The organism is Phaeobacter sp. NW0010-22 (assembly GCF_040365955.1).
In the GTDB taxonomy this organism is placed as follows: Bacteria; Pseudomonadota; Alphaproteobacteria; order Rhodobacterales; family Rhodobacteraceae; genus OMPR01.
In genome coordinates, this window is the sequence record NZ_BAABWT010000005.1 from 137,370 (window position 1) to 154,226 (window position 16,857).

Genomic DNA, 16,857 nt, shown 5'->3' on the forward strand with positions numbered 1-16,857 from the left:
TTGAGTGGTCCTGAATTATTCTGGTCTTACGATTGTAATCTGTGTCACATCGCAGTTCCCCGTGTCAAAGGCTGCGCCGCAGGATGTCAGGTAGAAATTCCAGAGCCGCCGAAACCGGTCATCAAATCCCAACTCGGCAATTTGGTCCCATTTTCCGTTGAAGGCATCATACCAACGGCGCAGCGTTTGATCGTAGCTCTGCCCAAATTCACGAGATCGAACCACTCTCAAACCGGCTTGTTCGATCTGTCCCTTCAAAATCTTAGGGGATGGCAACATCCCTCCCGGGAAGATGTACTTCTGGATGAAATCCACGCCGTTTTTGTAAACCTCCCAACGTCGGTCCGCGACCGTAATGATCTGCAAGGTTGCCTGCGCACCGGGCTTCAACCTTTTGTTTACAGTGTCAAAATAGATTGGCCAGTACTTTTGCCCAACAGCTTCGAACATTTCTATCGAAGCGATCCCGTCGTACCGACCTGTTTCATCGCGATAGTCCTGCAACTTGAAAGAAACTTGGTCAGAAAGTCCTGCATTTTCAATTCTCTGCTGCGCAAAGTTAAACTGCTCCTGACTAATTGTAAGCCCGGTCACTCGTAACCCACGTTCTTTTGCTGCATATTCAGCAAATCCGCCCCAACCGCAGCCAATCTCCAAAATGTGGTCACCAGGCTGAACACCCATCTCGTTGATCAAGCTTTCATATTTCGCAATCTGCGCATTTTCCAAGCTTTCCTGTCCAGTTTCAAAAATAGCGCTGGAATAAGTCATCGTATCATCCAGCCACAGGCTGTAGAACTCGTTTCCTAAATCGTAGTGATGCGAGATGTTCTTTTTCGCCTGTTCTTTATGATTGCGCTGTAACCAGAACCTCATCCGTTCATAAGCCCGAACCAACCCCATACCCGGAAAGTAATCATAGACCGTATCTGTCCCCAGATGCATCAGATCCATAAACGCTCTCAAATCGGGCGTGCTCCACCACTCTTCTAGGTATGCTTCTGAAAAACCAAGATCGCCTTCACGTATCAACCGGGTGAACAAATCAGACTTGTGTACTTTGATCATTGCAACGGGGCCGGGCTCCGTCCCTTGAACAGCAAAAACGCGCCCATCAGGCAATTCAATTTCCAGCTTACCGTACTGCAGGTTTTGCAGCATTTGCATGACACGGGCGAAATACCGTGGGAGGTTTTCCTGCCCTTCCGTTGACGTCAGGATCATCCGCTTCCCCTTGAAAGTTCAGTAAGAAGCTAGGACGAGATCCACTTTCTGGCAAGTTTTGTGTGATTATGGGCAGTTTTCCGCTATTGCCAGAAACCCCATTATCACTTGCGCAAGGCCACCCCTTAGGGGCAGCCTTATTTTGCACGGTTACAGCACTTTATCCAAGGCAGTGATCAACTGGTCAACCTCTGCTTTTGACGTATAATGCGTAAAACTAAGGCGCAACACGCCTTGCGTCGGATCAACCCCCATGGATTGCAAAGCCCGCACGGCATAGAAATCGCCGCCACCGGCCATAATGCCCTCTTCGGCCAGTTGAGCCGCCACAGGTTCTGCCGCTTGTGTCAAAGACAGAGAAACAGTTGGCGCGCGTTTTTCAGCCTGATCAGGACCCAACAATCGTACTGAGTTACGATCCCTCACCGCGTCGAGCAAAGGTTGAAGCAATTCAACCTCATGCGCCCGCATCAGGTCATGTACGAACTCGGCCCGACTTGTGAGATCCCCTTCTGGCGCACCATGGTGGGTCGCCAACAGCTCAATATAGTCTGCCATACCCGCGCTCGCCGCGATCTGTGCATGATCCGGTCCAGCTGGCGTAAACCGCTTGTAGAGGGTGTCGGCGTTAAAGAAGTGCCCTTGATTGGGCAATAATTCCGCCAAAGCCCGCCGGATCACCATACACCCTTGGTGCGGACCGTAGGTTTTATAGGTCGAGAATAGATAAATATCGGGGCCCAGATCACTAACATTCGCAAAACCATGCGGTGCATAAGAAACCCCATCTACACAAACAAAAGCCCCTGCCGCATGCGCAATAGCAGTGATTTCTGTGACGGGATTAATCTCTCCAACAACATTTGAACAGTGAGGGAAACAGACCAGACGGACAGTTTCATCCAACAATGGATCAAGATCTTCTGGGTTAAGATGCCCGGTTTTGGGGTCAATCTGCCATTCACGAATTTCGATACCTTCGTCGGCCAAGCGGCGCCAAGATCCGGTATTTGCCTCGTGATCCTGATTTGTCACAATGATAGCATCACCCGGTTTCATCCACTGCCGGAAAGCCTGGGCCAGGACATAAGTGTTTTGGGTTGTTGATGGGCCAAAGCTCAGCTCATCGACTTCAACACCCAATATCGCCGCCATGCGCTCACGGGCTTCGTCCATCTCAGCCCCTGCTAAGCGGCTTGCCTCGTACGGGGCATAGGGTTGAACCTTGCGTTGCGAATAATACCGCATCAGCCGGTCTATTACAGGCTTGCAGGTATACGACCCACCTGCGTTTTCAAAGAAGGCCTGCCCTTGCAAGGACGGCTCGGAGAACGCCGGGAATTGCGCCCGAACAAAATCAATATCCAGTGTCATGCGCACAGTCTTTGCTTCGTTTCGCGCCTTCGTCAAGCAGCCTTCACAAAGCGTGCAAGGTATTGTGACACGGGTCAGAACCGGGATCGGCAGTATTTTCAAAGGACGTGGTCGGAATGGCGAATGACACCACCCGACCTCCGTTCGGTTAAAAGCTCAATCGAGCATCTGCAGCCAACAATGCGCCGGCCATCTCACCCGGTTTTGCAACACCGATACCGTCTAGCAATACATCTGCCTTAGCAGCTTTTCCGGGCAGATATAGCGCACAAACTTCAATCTTGGCGCCCGGTTGCTTCAATATCCCCATCATCAGTTTTTGCGGGCTGACGTCCATCGGCGGTTGCCCAGCAGTCACGGTGTCAGGGGCCGATTTCAACGCAATGTCCCCAGCTGGACCACACAGCAACACATGCGGAGTTGCGCCTTGTTTGGCTGCCTGCATTGTCAAAACCATCGCCATCAACTGCGTTTGAGGTTCAGCAGTAGTTACAACCGTGACCAGTGATTTAGACTCATCTGAAAGAGCAGCAGACGCAACAAGGCTGCCTGCAACAACGGTCATCGCCAGCAATCGTTTCATAACTCAAGTTCCTTTCGAACGAATTTCAATTGTGCTGCCTCAAATTCATCCATCTGAGATACAGCTTTGAACGTCCTATTCGGATCTTACTGAGCGAGATTTGATTTAGATCATTAATATTCCAAACTTAGAATTCATTTGCAGAAAAGTTACGCGAGATCTCGCCCGCGCAACTTATGGCAATCAAAAAGCATTCAGGCGTTTACATCGACGACAACACGCCCTTTGACTTGACCTAGCAGAATATCGGCGCCCAATTGAGGCAGATCGCTCAAGACAGCTGGGTGAACCATGGCTTCCAATTTATCCATTGGCAGATCGGTTGCGATCCGTTGCCACGCACGCAGACGATTGTCAAAGGGTTGCATCACACTGTCGATCCCCAACAGATTCACACCGCGCAACAAAAACGGGATAACCGTTGCAGGCAAACCGGCACCGCCGGCCAGACCAACCGAAGCAACAGAAGCCCCGTATTTCATCTGTCCCAGGACACGGGCCAGCATTGGGCCGCCGACCGCATCAATACACCCGGACCAAGTTTCGCTCTCCAACGGGCGCTTAACAGTTTCATTCAACTCTTCGCGTGCAACGATCGAAGTTGCACCCAGAGATTTCAGGTAATCCCCTGTCTCAGGCCGTCCAGTAACACCGGCCACTTCATACCCCAAATGCGCCAAAATCGCCGTGGCAACCGAGCCTACGCCGCCAGCTGCACCTGTTACCAACACTGGACCATGCCCGGGCTGCAGCCCATGATCCTCAAGCGCCATAACTGACAGCATCGCCGTGAATCCAGCGGTTCCAACAGCCATTGCCTGACGTGCATCGAGCCCCTCTGGCAACGGAACCAACCAATCAGCGCGCACGTTCGCTTTTTGAGAGTAACCGCCCCAATGCGCCTCACCCACGCGCCAACCGGTCAGGACGACCTTGTCGCCGGTTTTATAGCGATCATCTTTGGACGCCTCGACTGTACCTGCAAAATCGATACCGGGAACATGTGGGTATTTGCGAACCAGCCCGCCGCCGTTTGAACTTAGGCACAATCCATCTTTGTAGTTCACTGTTGAATAGTCGACCGCAACGGTAACTTCGCCTTCTGGCAGATCTTCTAGTCCGATCTGCTTTATCGAAGCGCTTGCTTTACCGCTGTCTTCATCTTTGCTCATTACCAAAGCTTTGAACATCATATTCTCCTTTTCTTACAAGGCACAAAGCCCATAAGTTAAATAAAAAAATACAGACTTACATCTACCGATACAAGCCACTTAAATCATCGCCAAAATCGATCCTGAACTTCAGCCAAACGCATGCCGTGTTCTGTTTCGATTTCGATCCGTGTGCCTGGGTTCCAGTGAGTGCGATCCACCATGCCAATCGCCACGTTTACCTCAAACTCGGGTGAATAAACCGCAGATGCAACTTGGCCAACTTGCTGCCCATTTGCCAACAAGGACCAAGATCCCGTGCAGGCCCCGATTTCACCATCGATCACCAATGGACGTATCTGCCGTTTCGGTCCGTTTTCAGCCTGCTCTCTCAAAGCTTGCTTGCCAATGTAGTCGTCTGGAGAATTACAGAATTTCCCCAAACCGCATTCATACGGCGTGTTATCTCGGCGCATGTCTGATCCAAAGCTTAGCAGCCCGCTTTCGATCCGCTCGATGTTATTCGGGCAACCGGCGCGAACATTCAAATCTTCACCCGCCGCAAAAAGCGCGTCCCATAGAGGCATACCATATTCGCTGCCCTCAACGTAGATTTCAAAGCCACCTTGCTTTGACCACCCCGAGCGTGCCACAATAAACTCCTGCCCCTGAAACGGAAGACGTTTATATCGGAAGAACTTGATTTCACGCACAATTTCACCAAATACCCGTGCCATCAGTTCATCTGCCTTTGGGCCTTGTACAGCCAACGGTGAGACATCTGGCTCATCGATTTCAACGTCCAGTCCGCGCCCCACCGCAATGCCAAGTGCATATTGCCACAGATCACCGTCAGCGACCGACAACCAATAGTGATCGTCTGCCAACTTGATCGACACGGGGTCATTCAACATGCCACCCGCTTGATCCACTGCCGGGACGTAATAACATTGATCCGCGGCCATTTTATCCATGTCACGCGGGCTGATAAGCTTCATCAACTTCAACGCGTCTGGACCCTTGATCTGCACTTGGCGTTCACAAGATACATCCCACACCTGAACATGCTTTTTCAAATGCTCGGCATCATCGGCAACTCCCTTGAAAAAAGTCGGCAACAACATGTGATTGTACACAGTGTACCCTTGAACACCGGCGGCTTCGACGCCCTGCGAAAACGGAGTCTTGCGCACGCGGCGCGATGGAAAAATTACGGCCATTTTCGTATCTCCTCTCGGATCAAACCTGTACCTTCAAAGAACGGTACAGAAAGAAAATATATCAACCCATTGAAGATTAACGCTTCAATAGGATCTTACCCTAAGACCCACGACCTTTAGGCGGCAGCGTCCCTTAGACTGCACAATAGATTTCGTGGGGTAACCCAGCTAGACAAGATGCGACTCAAGTCTCTGGGTGAAAATGTCAGACTTTTAATTGTCTGACAATTAAAAAGGACTGAAACCGAATGAAAATTGACCCAAAGAGTTCAGCCGACTTATCAGCACAGATTGCACAGGCCATCCGGGATGCAATCGTCGCAGGTGAGCTTATCGTAGATGAACGCCTGCCGTCCGAAACAGAATTAAGCGAACAGTTTCAAGTCTCGCGCTCAACAGTACGTGAAGCGTTAAAGCGTTTAGCGGCGCAATCCCTGATCCGAACACAGCGCGGGGCTACCGGTGGCGCGTTTGTCAACAGGCTCAGCTTTGAAGATGCCTATACCCAACAGATAACCACATCGACGCTGCTGCTCAGTATGAATGCCGTCAGTTTTGACACCGCTTGCGAGGCTAGGTTTGCGCTAGAGCGCGCGTGCGCGCCTTTGTCTGCCATTCGACGCACAGCGGATCAATTGGCCACTATGCGCGCAGAAATCTTTCGTCAGGGTCAACCGGGGTTAACTGACGAAGCATTCTGCGCTTCGGATGTTGCTTTTCACCGGGCACTTGTTGACGGGGCGGCCAACCCTATCTTGTCTTATCAATTGGCAGGCGCAGTTGAGGCAATGCAGCCGCTGATGAATATGATCACCTTTACCGCACGATCCCGCGAAGAAATAGTTACGCTGCACACGCGGATCACCGATGCCATCGAAAACAAAGACAGTATGGTCGCAGACGCAGCTTTGGCTGAACTTATGACGTATACCATTGCCCTCAAGGACAATGTTATGGCCGCGCGTCGCAGCAAAGCAGATCTTTCTTCGGGCTGACCTTGCATCTGTTAGACAAACAGGCTTTGTCGCCCAAGCAAATTGAAAAGAGGAAATGAACTTTGCGCGCGACCGATCACCTTTGTCAGCTTGCCGCGGCGGACTGGAAAGCAGCAACGACCCACCCATTTACCACAGAATTGGCTGCGGGCACCCTGCCCTTAAGCAAGATGCGCTGGTATCTTGCGCAGGATTATCAGTTCATCGATGGTTTTGTACGCCTATTGGCCAGCGCCATAGCGCACGCGCCCAGTCTCGCGGATTCAGTTCCAGCGGCACAATTTTTGGCTGTGATTACGGGACCTGAGAACACCTATTTCCTACGGTCATTTGATGCGCTGGATATGGATGAGGCAACACGCAATGTGCCCCCAGTAGCCACCACCCGAGATTTTCAAGACCTAATGGCCGAAGCCGCTGCATCAGGTCGGTATGAGCTGATGCTGGCGGTGCTGGTTGTGGCGGAATGGACCTATCTCAGTTGGGCTACGCGGGTAAACCCGCCGCGAAATGATTTGCCGTTTTGGTTTGCTGAATGGATCACGCTGCATGCGGGTGAAGGGTTCGAGGGTGTTGTCGAGTACCTACGCGCCCAACTGGATCAGGTCTGGCCAACTCTTTCCGCACCCGCGCAACAAGAGGTAGAGACGCTGTTCATCCGTGCCGTTGCTCTGGAGTGTGCATTTTTCGATGCCTCCTACGCCGCCTGCCCTCAAAGTTAAAAATTTTCAGAACCGAGGTCTGCAACCCTTTGCATCCCCCGGCCCGGTCACCTATATAGAAGATGTCCTTCGGGACTATGGACATAAATGCGCTCGTAATAAACGGATCGGACCCGGGGGCGGTACCCGGCGACTCCACCAAACATGCTTCATTTGGGCATCATGGGGTCGAAACAGGATCGACGGACGTCTAAAGGGGTTAGCTTTGTCTCGGCTGTCTGCCACCGTTATCGGCGAAAACTGTACAATTGCAAATGACAATCGTGCTCCGGTAGCAGTCGCTGCGTAAGCAGTGCCTAACACCGAAAATTAAGTCCTAGTGCTTTGCAGCGCTAGGCGGGGTTCGCAGGTACCTGGCAACAGAAACCTGCACTTCCACAAAAACGTGATCTATCGTTCAGGAATTGTTCACGATTGTGTCTCATTTTGGGCCTTGCAACCCAGGAGGGACAACATGAAAAAATCCCAGTTGTTAAAAGAATGGTATGACCAGGTTTGGGTCCACGGCGATCTTGATGCGATCGACAAGTTTTTTGATCCGAGTGCGATGGCAGAAGGGATTATTCCCGAAATGCAGGTCGGGCCGGATGATTTCCGAGAACTCGTTATGGCTTTCCGCCATCATGTCGGCGAGATCAAGGTCACGCTGCCGAAAACAATCGAAGATGATGAATGGGTCTCAGCCATTTTACATGTTCACACGTCGCGTGCTGACAACGGCGCCCCGATAGAAGTAACCGGCCAGGTCATGGCCAGGTTTTCCGGGGACAAACTGGTGGAAGCGTACAATCAGTTTGATTTCATTTCGCTTTTTGAGCAGTTAGGACAATTGCCCGAAGATTCACTGCCCATCTGTATGACCGGTCAAAAGCTAGAGTGGGCATAATCCGGCACTGGTTCCGGTCACTAGATCGGATCTTGCCCCCATTTACGCCACTTTCGGTTACCCATGGCGTTGGGGGCAAGGCATTCCCAGCACACTAATTTCCACCTTCACTCGATTTCCTCAAAACAATCTCTGTACGTGATGATCTATTCAGCCCCATGTACGCGTGCGGGGCATCACCTTCGGCTCTTTTAACACCGACGCTCAGAACGAGAGTCGCTTTCCGAACGTGGCGGAGCACCGGGATTCTTAGTCTTGTTCTTCATTTCAATTTTCGACATAGATCAATGAGAACCCCACTTATTAAGAGGCGGGGCACTTAGCCGTGACCTGTGCAGATCGGACCAATGCCACGACTGACCCCGAGGGCACTGACGTGACCCCCAGCTATCTTGAAATGACACAAATATTTGGCCGCATCGGCCTGATGTCTTTTGGAGGTCCAGCTGCTCAGATCGCCTTGATGCACCGTGAACTGGTGGAAGAACGTCCCTGGTTAGACGAAGACACGTTTCTACGCGCGCTCTCATTGTGCATGTTGTTGCCGGGTCCTGAGGCGATGCAGCTTGCAACATATGCTGGCTGGCGTCTGCGTGGAACCATCGGGGGATTGATTGCTGGCCTTCTTTTTGTGGTACCTGGTGCGTTTGTCATCGCTTCGCTTGTTGGCCTCTACGCGGCCTATGGTGAGCTTTCTCTAGTGCAGTCGGTGTTTCTGGGTATCAAAGCCGCGGTTATTGTTATCGTTCTTCAGGCACTAAAGGGTCTCTCGAAACGTGCCCTTACATCCCGACAAGCATGGGTCATCGCAGGCCTTGGGTTTCTTGCAATTTTTGCATTTGATCTTCCATTTCCAATCATCATCGGAGGTGCGGCATTGTGGGGATACTTTACTGTGCCCTCGGCTCCCCCCAGTCCTGCAGTTTCCATTCGAAATGGCCATCCAATAAGAACCGCCATATTTTGGCTTAGTCTGTGGCTACTGCCTTTGGTTGCCATAACAGTGAGTGGTCCTGTTCTGCTGGCAGACATTGGCTGGTTTTTTGCACAGTTGGCGGTTGTCACTTTTGGCGGAGCCTATGCAGTCCTCGCCTATATGACGCAAACAGTTGTCGATCAGTTTAATTGGATTTCAACGGCTCAAATGATTGATGCGCTTGGATTGGCCGAAACCACGCCAGGGCCTCTGATTCTAGTCACCCAATTTGTGGCCATGCTAACTGGACAACTAAACGGTGGCCCTCAATTGGCTCTCGCCGCTGGGGCTGTTGCGCTTTGGGCTACGTTTGTCCCTTGTTTCTTATGGATTTTTCTTGCTGCACCCTATCTCGATCACATTGCAGCACGCCCACGTCTGGCAGCTGCGCTAAGGGCAATTACCGCGGCAGTAGTTGGTGTTATCCTCAACCTTTCGGTTTGGTTTGCCCTCCATGTGCTGTTTGATCAGGTGTCACCATGGAATGCGGGTCCTATATCAATCCCTCTGCCAAACTGGGAAAGCCTAAACCTGCTTGCCTTACTCCTCAGCTTCTTGGCGGTCATGCTCATGGTGTTGACTAAGCATCGCCTTGCACTGGTGCTTGGGCTCATGGCAGGAGCCGGTGCATTGGCGCACCTCCTGTAGGTGAAATATGTGAGGGTGGCCTTTTGTTTCCGCTAGAATCCACTATGCTAGGGCCAAGTATTTTTTGGGGAATTACAATGTCGCAAGACATCGACTACGGAAACCTGATGCACAGTGCGATGCGCGGTTTGATCAAGACCGTGCTAACGGATGTGGCTGAAACAGGCCTGCCCGGAGCACACCATTTTTTCATCACGTTCGATACAGGGCATCCTGATGTAGAAATAGCCGATTGGCTGTCAGATCGCTACCCAGGCGAGATGACTATTGTAATGCAACATTGGTTTGAGAACCTAGTGGTGACGGATATTGGTTTTGCCATAACGTTGAACTTCGGCGATGCCCCGGAACCCCTTTATGTTCCTTATGATTCTATCAAAACCTTTGTTGATCCTTCGGTTGAATTTGGTTTGCGGTTTGAAACTGCCGAAGATGACGATGACGTAGAAGATACATCAATCGAGCAGCTCGAAGAAATCGCAGCCGAACCGATTGAAAAAGGTGATGCGGAAATCGTATCTTTGGATAGTTTCCGTAAATCCTAAGGAACCTTGACCGTCTGCAAGAAAGCTTAGGCCTGCTACGTTGCGGGCCTTACTCTTTCTCCAGAAACGTCTGAACTGATTTCGCTTTTTCGCCGTTGCTAAGCCGTGAAAATTCCAAAACCAGCCCATTTTCAGCGAGCGTTCGGTCAAATTGCTGCATCTCATATCCTCCATTTGCATCCACAAAGAGTGAAAAGACAGTCAACGTATCACCGATGATCCGTCCCCAAACAAAGGGCTCACCCTTCATTGGGTCCAATTGAACAGCGTGACCAAATACGTTGCGCTTCATCGCTGCAGAAAAAATGCCATCTCGGCTTGTTGGCAGAAAATCGACTGAGTATGCGCTTTCTTTGACGCGTCCGTCGGTTTTATAGCTGATCGTTCTCCAGCTGACGTTAAATCCATCTCCTGTTTCCACAATTTCAACGCTCATATCTCGCGGAGATTTGGAACCATCTGCGTTCACGACTTCGGCAGATCCATGGTAGGTGCCGATAAAGGGATCGATCCCAGAGGCGGTTGAAGCCGTTGCCGTGAGCAGAAAGACAACCAGCCCCAATATGCACGACCATGTTAGGCCACGCAGGTTTGATACGGTCAATGTATGCATAGTCGCCTCCAGATTTTCATTCCTGTCATCTTACAGCTGCAAGTACCATGAACAATGATGCAGTTCTAAAAATTGGGAAAAATGACCCACTTGCCCGTCTATACCTTCACTTCGGTTCAACCTATGCTGCGCGCAACTGGCCAATTGCGTGATTGTCGCAGGATGGTTAAACGGCATACAACAGCATACCAGACGGAGTGACGAGATGTCCGCAACCCGCACCGAAACCGACAGCTTTGGTCCCTTGGAAGTCCCCTCAGACAAGTATTGGGGCGCTCAGACGCAGCGTTCAATCATGAATTTCCCTATTGGCTGGGAAAAACAGCCCATCGCTATTGTCCGGGCGCTCGGCGTGATCAAAAAAGCCTGTGCGCAAGCAAACAAAGCAAACGGTAAGATGGACACGACCATCGCGGATGCTGTCATCCAAGCCGCAGGTGAAGTGATCGAAGGAAAATTCGACGACAACTTCCCATTGGTTGTTTGGCAAACTGGGTCTGGCACTCAATCCAACATGAACTCAAACGAGGTCATCGCGAACCGCGCCATCGAAATTCTGGGTGGCGTGGTTGGCTCCAAGGATCCGGTTCACCCTAACGATCACTGCAACATGGGTCAGTCCTCGAACGATACATTCCCAACAGCGATGCATATCGCCACAGCTATGTCTGTCCGGGATGTGTTGTTGCCCGGTTTGGAAAAGTTAGCGTCCGGTCTTGAACAAAAATCAGAACAGTTCAAAGACATTATCAAAATCGGTCGGACTCACACACAAGATGCAACGCCTTTGACGTTGGGCCAAGAATTCGGCGGTTACGCGCATCAGGTTCGGCAGGGTATCTCCCGCGTACATGCGGCAATGCCCGGCATTTATGAGCTCGCGCAAGGTGGCACAGCCGTTGGAACCGGCTTAAACACACAAAATGGCTGGGGTGAAACTGTTGCCGCGAATATGGCTGAAATTACCGACCTGCCGTTTGTGACCGCGCCAAACAAATTCGAATCCTTGGCCGCACACGATGCTATGGTCTTTTTGTCAGGCGCTTTGGCAACCATCGCCGGTAGTTGCTACAAAATTGCAAATGACATTCGTTTCCTCGGTTCAGGCCCTCGGTCCGGTTTGGGGGAATTGATTTTGCCCGAAAACGAGCCCGGTTCGTCCATCATGCCTGGTAAAGTGAACCCCACGCAGGCTGAAGCACTGACCCAAGTTGCGGCACACGTAATGGGCAACAACGCGGCGATGACCTTTGCAGGATCGCAGGGCCACTTCGAGTTGAACGTCTACAATCCGATGATGTCGTACAACCTGCTGCAATCCATCCAGTTGCTAGGCGACGCAACCGCCAGTTTTACTGAGCGCATGCTGATGGGCATTCAGGCCAACGAGCCTCGTATCGAAAAACTGATGAAAGAGTCACTCATGCTAGTGACTGCATTGGCGCCTACTATCGGCTACGACAACGCAACCAAGGTCGCGAAAACGGCACATAAAAATGGCACGACACTCAAAGAAGAAGCGATTGCCTTGGGGTTCGTTGATGAAGCGACTTTTGACGCCGTCGTTCGCCCCGAAGATATGATTGGTCCCAAAGACTGATGACGCAACCGGTCAATCTGAACCGGTTTCGCAAGGATAAGGCACGGGCCGACAATAAGGCTCGTGCCGACAAAAACGCTGTAAAATTTGGGCAAACCAAAACCCAAAAGGCGGCAAACAAAACCAAACTGAAAAGGGCCCGCCAAAATTTGGACAGGCACAAGGTTGAAGAATGAGCGGGCCACCGGCCAAACGTTCGTTGACACTTAAAGGGCACCGTACTTCGGTGTCTCTTGAAGATGATTTTTGGAACGCGTTTCGCGATATATCAAAGAAAAAAAACATACCAATCAACGTGCTAGCTTACGAAATAGATGTAAATCGTGATCCCGGAACTGGATTAGCTTCAGCGATACGCGTATATGTTTTAAATTGGTATAGAACGCATTCCAAAGCTTGATCTCGGATCCGAATTCCAGCTTGGCAAAAGGAACAAAAAGGGATCAAAAATGAGCAAGGTTACCCTAGGCCCGGATGGTCTAAATCGGTGTAATTGGAGCAATTCTGCACCCGAGTTTCTTGATTACCACGACAGCGAATGGGGTTATCCCGTCGATGACGATCAGCGCCTGTTCGAAAAATTGTGTCTAGAGAGCTTTCAGTCCGGGTTGAGTTGGCGGACAATTCTGAACAAACGCGACAATTTTCGTTCTGCGTTTGCTGAATTCGATTTCAACCGTGTCGCACAATTCACCGAAGACGATGTACATCGCCTTCTACACGATGCGGGTATAATCCGCCACCGAGGGAAGATTCAAGCCGTCATAAACAATGCAAAACGTGCACAAGAAATGGTCCGATCTGAAGGTTCGATAGCAGCCTATGTTTGGCGTTTTGAACCCAAACCTGAAAACTGTCTCGAACCGCAAACCGCCTCGACCTCAGCTGAATCTATTGCAATGTCTAAAGATCTCAAAAAGCGCGGATGGAAATTCGTTGGACCGACCACGGTTTTTGCCTTTATGCAGGCGATGGGTTTGATTAACGACCACGCTCATGGCTGTTGCTGCCGAGTCAGAGCCACCGAGCAAAGGCGCCAGTTTGTTCCACCCAGTTGATAGGCCCTGCTTTCATTATAAATCAGATAAAACCAGCAGTATTTTCATCAACGCTTCAACTTAATGAAAGCTACACTTCTCGGCGTCGTTTTTTCTGTCGCTTAATGATCGCAACCGTCCGCCGGCTTACAAAGATCGTATCAATCCAAGCAACCATATGCTTCTCTTCATCGCTTAGCTCAGGCCCATGACGTTGTGCGCAAGCTAAGGCAGCCTGCAAGCGATTAATATAGCTCCAAAGGGACTCAGAATAGTCGGCATACTGCGACCCCTCTTCATTCGATAGGAAACTCGTATGGATATCTTCGATGATATAGATGCCGCCAGCCGGTAGCTTGGAGAACAAGGTTTGCAACCCAATGATCTGATGCGACCAGAAATGGCTGGCATCATCCAAAATGATGGACGGCTGCCAATTTCGCGCGACCCGTTTTAAAAACCGAGGTCTGGAGGCGTCCCCAATTTCTACAGCAATACGGTCTTCTTCAAAGTTCTTAGAAACCTTTTTTATATCGACCCCAACGATCTGTGCTTTAGGGAAAAAGGCCTTCCACGTCCTCAAAGACGGGGCTTTTCGACTTGGAATTCCGACACCCAACTCAAGAAATGTGAACGCTTTGTCACGATATGGCGTCAAGAGATATTCATAAAACCGCATATAATCATGCCGTTTAGAACTCTTATCTGTACCCGCGGCAAGCGCCAATCCATCCAGTTCACCCAAAGGAAGGAGTGGCACAATTTCATGATCGTTCTGGACCTCACCAACTTGGGTATCCGTCACAAAGTCTGTGCGATCCCTCAAATCGGAACTATCCGATGAACTGTCCAGTACTTTAATGGCATCCATTGTGTTTACTCGCCTGCTACTACTATCGACCGTCTATTATTAAGGAGATGCGGCCCTCAAAACAAAGGATAAGCGATCAAACAGCATTGGTCTATCACCTATGTTTCGAAGGAACCGTTGGTGAGGTAAACGCGCAAGCTCTGTCTTACACTCTGAATTGCTAATGCAATTGCTGATGTACTGTTTCAGTCAGTTGGCTCAAGGAAAACGGTTTGGGAAGGAACACAGAATTTGGAATCTTTTGACTGGATTCATCAAAGGCACCTTCTGCATAACCTGAAACAAAAACAACTCTGACTTGCGGCCGGTCTTTGAGAGCTTGCCGCACCCAAGTTGGTCCATCTAAACCAGGCATAACAACATCCGTGACAAAAACGTCCACGAGCAGATTTGCATCCTCAAGTGTTTTCAAGGCTTCCTCTGCGGATTCAGCTTCTAGTACGGTATAGCCACGCAAACGTAACGCTCGTGACGCAAAAGCTCGCACAGGCGCTTCGTCCTCAACTAACAAAACCACCCCTTCTGCTTTTTCCGTAAAATTGGTCTCACGCACAATCTTAGAGGTCACTTCAGTAGACGTTTTGACTTCATGAGTTGGGAAAAACAGATTAAATTCAGTACCTTTACCCAGGATACTGTCCACAAAAATAAACCCACCGGTTTGTTTGATAATCCCATAAGCAGTCGAAAGTCCGAGTCCGGTGCCCTCGCCAGTCCGTTTTGTTGTGTAAAACGGCTCAAAAATCTTTTGCAGCTTATCGGGTTCAATCCCAACGCCTTCGTCGAGCACTTTGACATTTACATATTCGCCGGCCGCCAACACTGCGCGATCTCGTTCGAGAGGCTCATCAAGGATAACGACCTCGGTTTCGATTCGAATTTCACCACCTTGAGGCATCGCATCTCGTGCATTAACAACGAGGTTCATCAAGACCTGTTCCAACTGCCGTTTATCTGCGCGAATTGATTTCAATATCGGGTCGTGACTGAGTGTTAACGTGATCTTTTCGCCGACCAAACGGTTGAGCAAGTGAGTCAGATCAGACAAAGTGTCCCTTAAATCCAACGTCTCTAAGCGCAGGGTCTGTTTTCTGGAAAAGGCAAGCAGCTGGCTCACCAAAGCAGCGGCGCGATTGGCATTTTGGTTGATTTGAACCAGATCCCCAAAATCTTGGTCACCTTGATCATGTCGCAACAACAAGAGATCACAATGCCCTGAAATTGCAGTCAAAAGGTTGTTGAAATCGTGAGCAACCCCACCAGCCAATTGGCCAATGGCTTGCATTTTTTGACTTTGAACAAATTGCGCTTCAAGTGTTTTCAGCTCGGTTGCATCATTCAAAACAGCGATTAACTCACCGTCTGTTACGCGGCTAAGTGTCACTTGCGCGAACACTTCTTTGTCTTTTCGCGTCAGACGCAAAAACTCCGAAGACTGTCCCTTTCGACCAAATGCAACGTCACCCAGCCAATCCGCAATGGGACGACCCAATCCCTGCATAACGACTCCAAGCTCCATGCCAGTCTCCGCTCTATGACCTAGAAACTCAGCCGCCATTTGATTAATTTCGAGGATCTTCCCAGAAGGGGCAATCTTGATCATAGCAACCGGTAAAGTGCTAAAGTCGGCTCCAAGATCAGGTGCATTTATTTCAACTTCAACTGAAGTTTTTACATTTTCGACTGGAAACATGTAGTATTCACGCCGAACACTCGATGTTGCGCCGAGCACCACGGTGACTTGGATTGGACCTTGTTCTGTCGTCAAAGTTTGTAGGGATCCGGTTTCCAAATCTTTTGTAAAAAAAAGCCGGTCCAGAGATTTAACACGTCGTCCAACAAGCTTTAGCGCTGCTTCATTCATAAACAGCACAGCTCCTGAACGCCCGACGGTCAGCATTGGAACAGGAAGCGTATCCAGATTTCGACCAGATCCGTTTCTTTCCGTCAGTGCTTCCAAACGCCAAAGATATTTTTTGTCTTCAAGAACGTGCACTGAAATCCGCGATTGCCCAACCTTGGTGACGACGTCCTCTCGCGCATTTCCATCGATCTTTGCTTTGCATTGCAGCCGAAAAAGAACCGCAGAAGGATTCGCAAAAATTGACCGCATCGCTGTGGCCAGCGTTTCATCCTCTTTGGGTTCAAACCCAACAGATGCGGCAGAGTTTTTCGCCAAAATGACGCCTTCATCATCCACAACAAAGCACGGTACCCCATCCTTTTCGATATAGGATGCTACGGCCTCACCACCGCTGCTCGGGTACCACCTTAGGAAGGTCATCCCCAACACAACGGCGAACATGACAGCCCCTGTCCCCAAAAGCGCGTATTGAGTCGCCCCATCGACCAGCCCCGCAACAGAGGCGCCCACGAACCCCGTTCCCAGAAACAGGAATAAGACTTTCAGTT

17 protein-coding genes and 1 other RNA gene are annotated in these 16,857 nt (G+C 50.3%); 10 read left to right on the plus strand and 8 right to left on the minus strand.

Features of this window, described 5'->3' with window-relative positions; translation table 11 throughout:
- Positions 1-15: 15 nt before the first annotated feature.
- From ABWV33_RS12460 to ABWV33_RS12480, 5 genes are all read right to left on the minus strand, one after another.
- Entirely contained in the window at positions 16-1,224 is a 1,209-nt protein-coding gene (locus ABWV33_RS12460) for a class I SAM-dependent methyltransferase (RefSeq protein ID WP_353331114.1), read from the minus strand.
- Between the two features lie 150 nt (positions 1,225-1,374).
- Positions 1,375-2,598: an aminotransferase class V-fold PLP-dependent enzyme gene (locus ABWV33_RS12465; protein ID WP_353331116.1), complete on the minus strand. Its 1,224-nt coding sequence runs from the start codon at positions 2,596-2,598 to the stop codon at positions 1,375-1,377.
- A gap of 148 nt (positions 2,599-2,746) precedes the next feature.
- Positions 2,747-3,181 carry a DsrE family protein gene (locus ABWV33_RS12470; RefSeq protein ID WP_353331118.1) on the minus strand — a complete coding sequence of 145 codons (435 nt, stop codon included), beginning with the start codon at positions 3,179-3,181 and terminating at the stop codon, positions 2,747-2,749.
- 194 nt (positions 3,182-3,375) lie between these two features.
- Entirely contained in the window at positions 3,376-4,371 is a 996-nt protein-coding gene (gene acuI, locus ABWV33_RS12475; RefSeq protein WP_353331120.1) for an acryloyl-CoA reductase, read from the minus strand.
- 86 nt (positions 4,372-4,457) lie between these two features.
- Positions 4,458-5,552: a dimethylsulfoniopropionate demethylase gene (locus tag ABWV33_RS12480; RefSeq protein ID WP_353331121.1), complete on the minus strand. Its 1,095-nt coding sequence runs from the start codon at positions 5,550-5,552 to the stop codon at positions 4,458-4,460.
- A 248-nt stretch (positions 5,553-5,800) separates the two neighbouring features.
- On the opposite strand from ABWV33_RS12480, the gene ABWV33_RS12485 reads away from it, so the two are divergent.
- From ABWV33_RS12485 to ABWV33_RS12510, 6 genes are all read left to right on the plus strand, one after another.
- On the plus strand, positions 5,801-6,547 hold the full coding sequence (locus tag ABWV33_RS12485; protein ID WP_353331123.1) for a FadR/GntR family transcriptional regulator: 747 nt from the start codon (positions 5,801-5,803) through the stop codon (positions 6,545-6,547).
- Between the two features lie 62 nt (positions 6,548-6,609).
- Complete coding sequence (locus ABWV33_RS12490) at positions 6,610-7,269, plus strand: TenA family protein (RefSeq protein WP_353331125.1); 660 nt, start codon at positions 6,610-6,612, stop codon at positions 7,267-7,269.
- Between the two features lie 25 nt (positions 7,270-7,294).
- Positions 7,295-7,643, plus strand: a transfer-messenger RNA (tmRNA) gene (gene ssrA, locus ABWV33_RS12495).
- 80 nt (positions 7,644-7,723) lie between these two features.
- Entirely contained in the window at positions 7,724-8,155 is a 432-nt protein-coding gene (locus ABWV33_RS12500; protein WP_121997369.1) for an ester cyclase, read from the plus strand.
- Positions 8,156-8,552: 397 nt separating this feature from the next.
- A complete protein-coding gene (gene chrA, locus ABWV33_RS12505) occupies positions 8,553-9,779 on the plus strand; it encodes a chromate efflux transporter (RefSeq protein WP_353331501.1) in 1,227 nt (408 codons plus the stop codon).
- A gap of 77 nt (positions 9,780-9,856) precedes the next feature.
- Entirely contained in the window at positions 9,857-10,324 is a 468-nt protein-coding gene (locus ABWV33_RS12510) for an SspB family protein (RefSeq protein WP_121997367.1), read from the plus strand.
- Between the two features lie 49 nt (positions 10,325-10,373).
- Here the strand turns inward: ABWV33_RS12510 and ABWV33_RS12515 are convergent, their stop codons facing one another.
- Positions 10,374-10,937, minus strand: coding sequence for a hypothetical protein (locus ABWV33_RS12515; RefSeq protein ID WP_113824779.1), 564 nt, complete (start codon positions 10,935-10,937; stop codon positions 10,374-10,376).
- A 205-nt stretch (positions 10,938-11,142) separates the two neighbouring features.
- On the opposite strand from ABWV33_RS12515, the gene fumC reads away from it, so the two are divergent.
- Genes fumC through ABWV33_RS12535 form a run of 4 tightly spaced genes read left to right on the plus strand, consistent with a single transcriptional unit; the run spans position 11,143 to position 13,595 of the window.
- Positions 11,143-12,537 carry a class II fumarate hydratase gene (gene fumC, locus ABWV33_RS12520; RefSeq protein ID WP_353331128.1) on the plus strand — a complete coding sequence of 465 codons (1,395 nt, stop codon included), beginning with the start codon at positions 11,143-11,145 and terminating at the stop codon, positions 12,535-12,537.
- On the plus strand, positions 12,537-12,713 hold the full coding sequence (locus tag ABWV33_RS12525; protein WP_353331130.1) for a DUF4169 family protein: 177 nt from the start codon (positions 12,537-12,539) through the stop codon (positions 12,711-12,713). The genes fumC and ABWV33_RS12525 overlap by 1 nt, the downstream gene beginning before the upstream one ends.
- Entirely contained in the window at positions 12,710-12,937 is a 228-nt protein-coding gene (locus ABWV33_RS12530; protein WP_353331132.1) for a ribbon-helix-helix domain-containing protein, read from the plus strand. Before ABWV33_RS12525 ends, ABWV33_RS12530 begins: the two co-directional genes overlap by 4 nt.
- 49 nt (positions 12,938-12,986) lie before the next feature.
- Positions 12,987-13,595, plus strand: a complete 609-nt coding sequence (locus ABWV33_RS12535) for a DNA-3-methyladenine glycosylase I (RefSeq protein ID WP_353331134.1) — start codon at positions 12,987-12,989, stop codon at positions 13,593-13,595.
- 70 nt (positions 13,596-13,665) lie between these two features.
- Here ABWV33_RS12535 and ABWV33_RS12540 read toward each other — a convergent pair whose 3' ends face one another.
- Positions 13,666-14,445, minus strand: a complete 780-nt coding sequence (locus ABWV33_RS12540; RefSeq protein ID WP_353331136.1) for a hypothetical protein — start codon at positions 14,443-14,445, stop codon at positions 13,666-13,668.
- A 160-nt stretch (positions 14,446-14,605) separates the two neighbouring features.
- Positions 14,606-16,750: an ATP-binding protein gene (locus ABWV33_RS12545; RefSeq protein WP_502930914.1), complete on the minus strand. Its 2,145-nt coding sequence runs from the start codon at positions 16,748-16,750 to the stop codon at positions 14,606-14,608.
- Positions 16,751-16,857 lie beyond the last annotated feature (107 nt).

What these genes read in the sequence shown, in the direction of transcription:
- ABWV33_RS12515 (WP_113824779.1), bottom strand. Translation starts at nt 10,937, where the DNA reads ATGCATACATTGACCGTATCAAACCTGCGTGGCCTAACATGGTCGTGC.
- ABWV33_RS12545 (WP_502930914.1), bottom strand. Translation starts at nt 16,750, where the DNA reads ATGTTCGCCGTTGTGTTGGGGATGACCTTCCTAAGGTGGTACCCGAGC.
- ABWV33_RS12460 (WP_353331114.1), bottom strand. Translation starts at nt 1,224, where the DNA reads ATGATCCTGACGTCAACGGAAGGGCAGGAAAACCTCCCACGGTATTTC.
- ABWV33_RS12485 (WP_353331123.1), top strand. Translation starts at nt 5,801, where the DNA reads ATGAAAATTGACCCAAAGAGTTCAGCCGACTTATCAGCACAGATTGCA.
- fumC (WP_353331128.1), top strand. Translation starts at nt 11,143, where the DNA reads ATGTCCGCAACCCGCACCGAAACCGACAGCTTTGGTCCCTTGGAAGTC.
- ABWV33_RS12525 (WP_353331130.1), top strand. Translation starts at nt 12,537, where the DNA reads ATGACGCAACCGGTCAATCTGAACCGGTTTCGCAAGGATAAGGCACGG.
- ABWV33_RS12470 (WP_353331118.1), bottom strand. Translation starts at nt 3,181, where the DNA reads ATGAAACGATTGCTGGCGATGACCGTTGTTGCAGGCAGCCTTGTTGCG.
- ABWV33_RS12500 (WP_121997369.1), top strand. Translation starts at nt 7,724, where the DNA reads ATGAAAAAATCCCAGTTGTTAAAAGAATGGTATGACCAGGTTTGGGTC.
- ABWV33_RS12530 (WP_353331132.1), top strand. Translation starts at nt 12,710, where the DNA reads ATGAGCGGGCCACCGGCCAAACGTTCGTTGACACTTAAAGGGCACCGT.
- ABWV33_RS12480 (WP_353331121.1), bottom strand. Translation starts at nt 5,552, where the DNA reads ATGGCCGTAATTTTTCCATCGCGCCGCGTGCGCAAGACTCCGTTTTCG.
- ABWV33_RS12510 (WP_121997367.1), top strand. Translation starts at nt 9,857, where the DNA reads ATGTCGCAAGACATCGACTACGGAAACCTGATGCACAGTGCGATGCGC.
- acuI (WP_353331120.1), bottom strand. Translation starts at nt 4,371, where the DNA reads ATGTTCAAAGCTTTGGTAATGAGCAAAGATGAAGACAGCGGTAAAGCA.
- ABWV33_RS12535 (WP_353331134.1), top strand. Translation starts at nt 12,987, where the DNA reads ATGAGCAAGGTTACCCTAGGCCCGGATGGTCTAAATCGGTGTAATTGG.
- ABWV33_RS12540 (WP_353331136.1), bottom strand. Translation starts at nt 14,445, where the DNA reads ATGGATGCCATTAAAGTACTGGACAGTTCATCGGATAGTTCCGATTTG.
- chrA (WP_353331501.1), top strand. Translation starts at nt 8,553, where the DNA reads ATGACACAAATATTTGGCCGCATCGGCCTGATGTCTTTTGGAGGTCCA.
- ABWV33_RS12465 (WP_353331116.1), bottom strand. Translation starts at nt 2,598, where the DNA reads ATGACACTGGATATTGATTTTGTTCGGGCGCAATTCCCGGCGTTCTCC.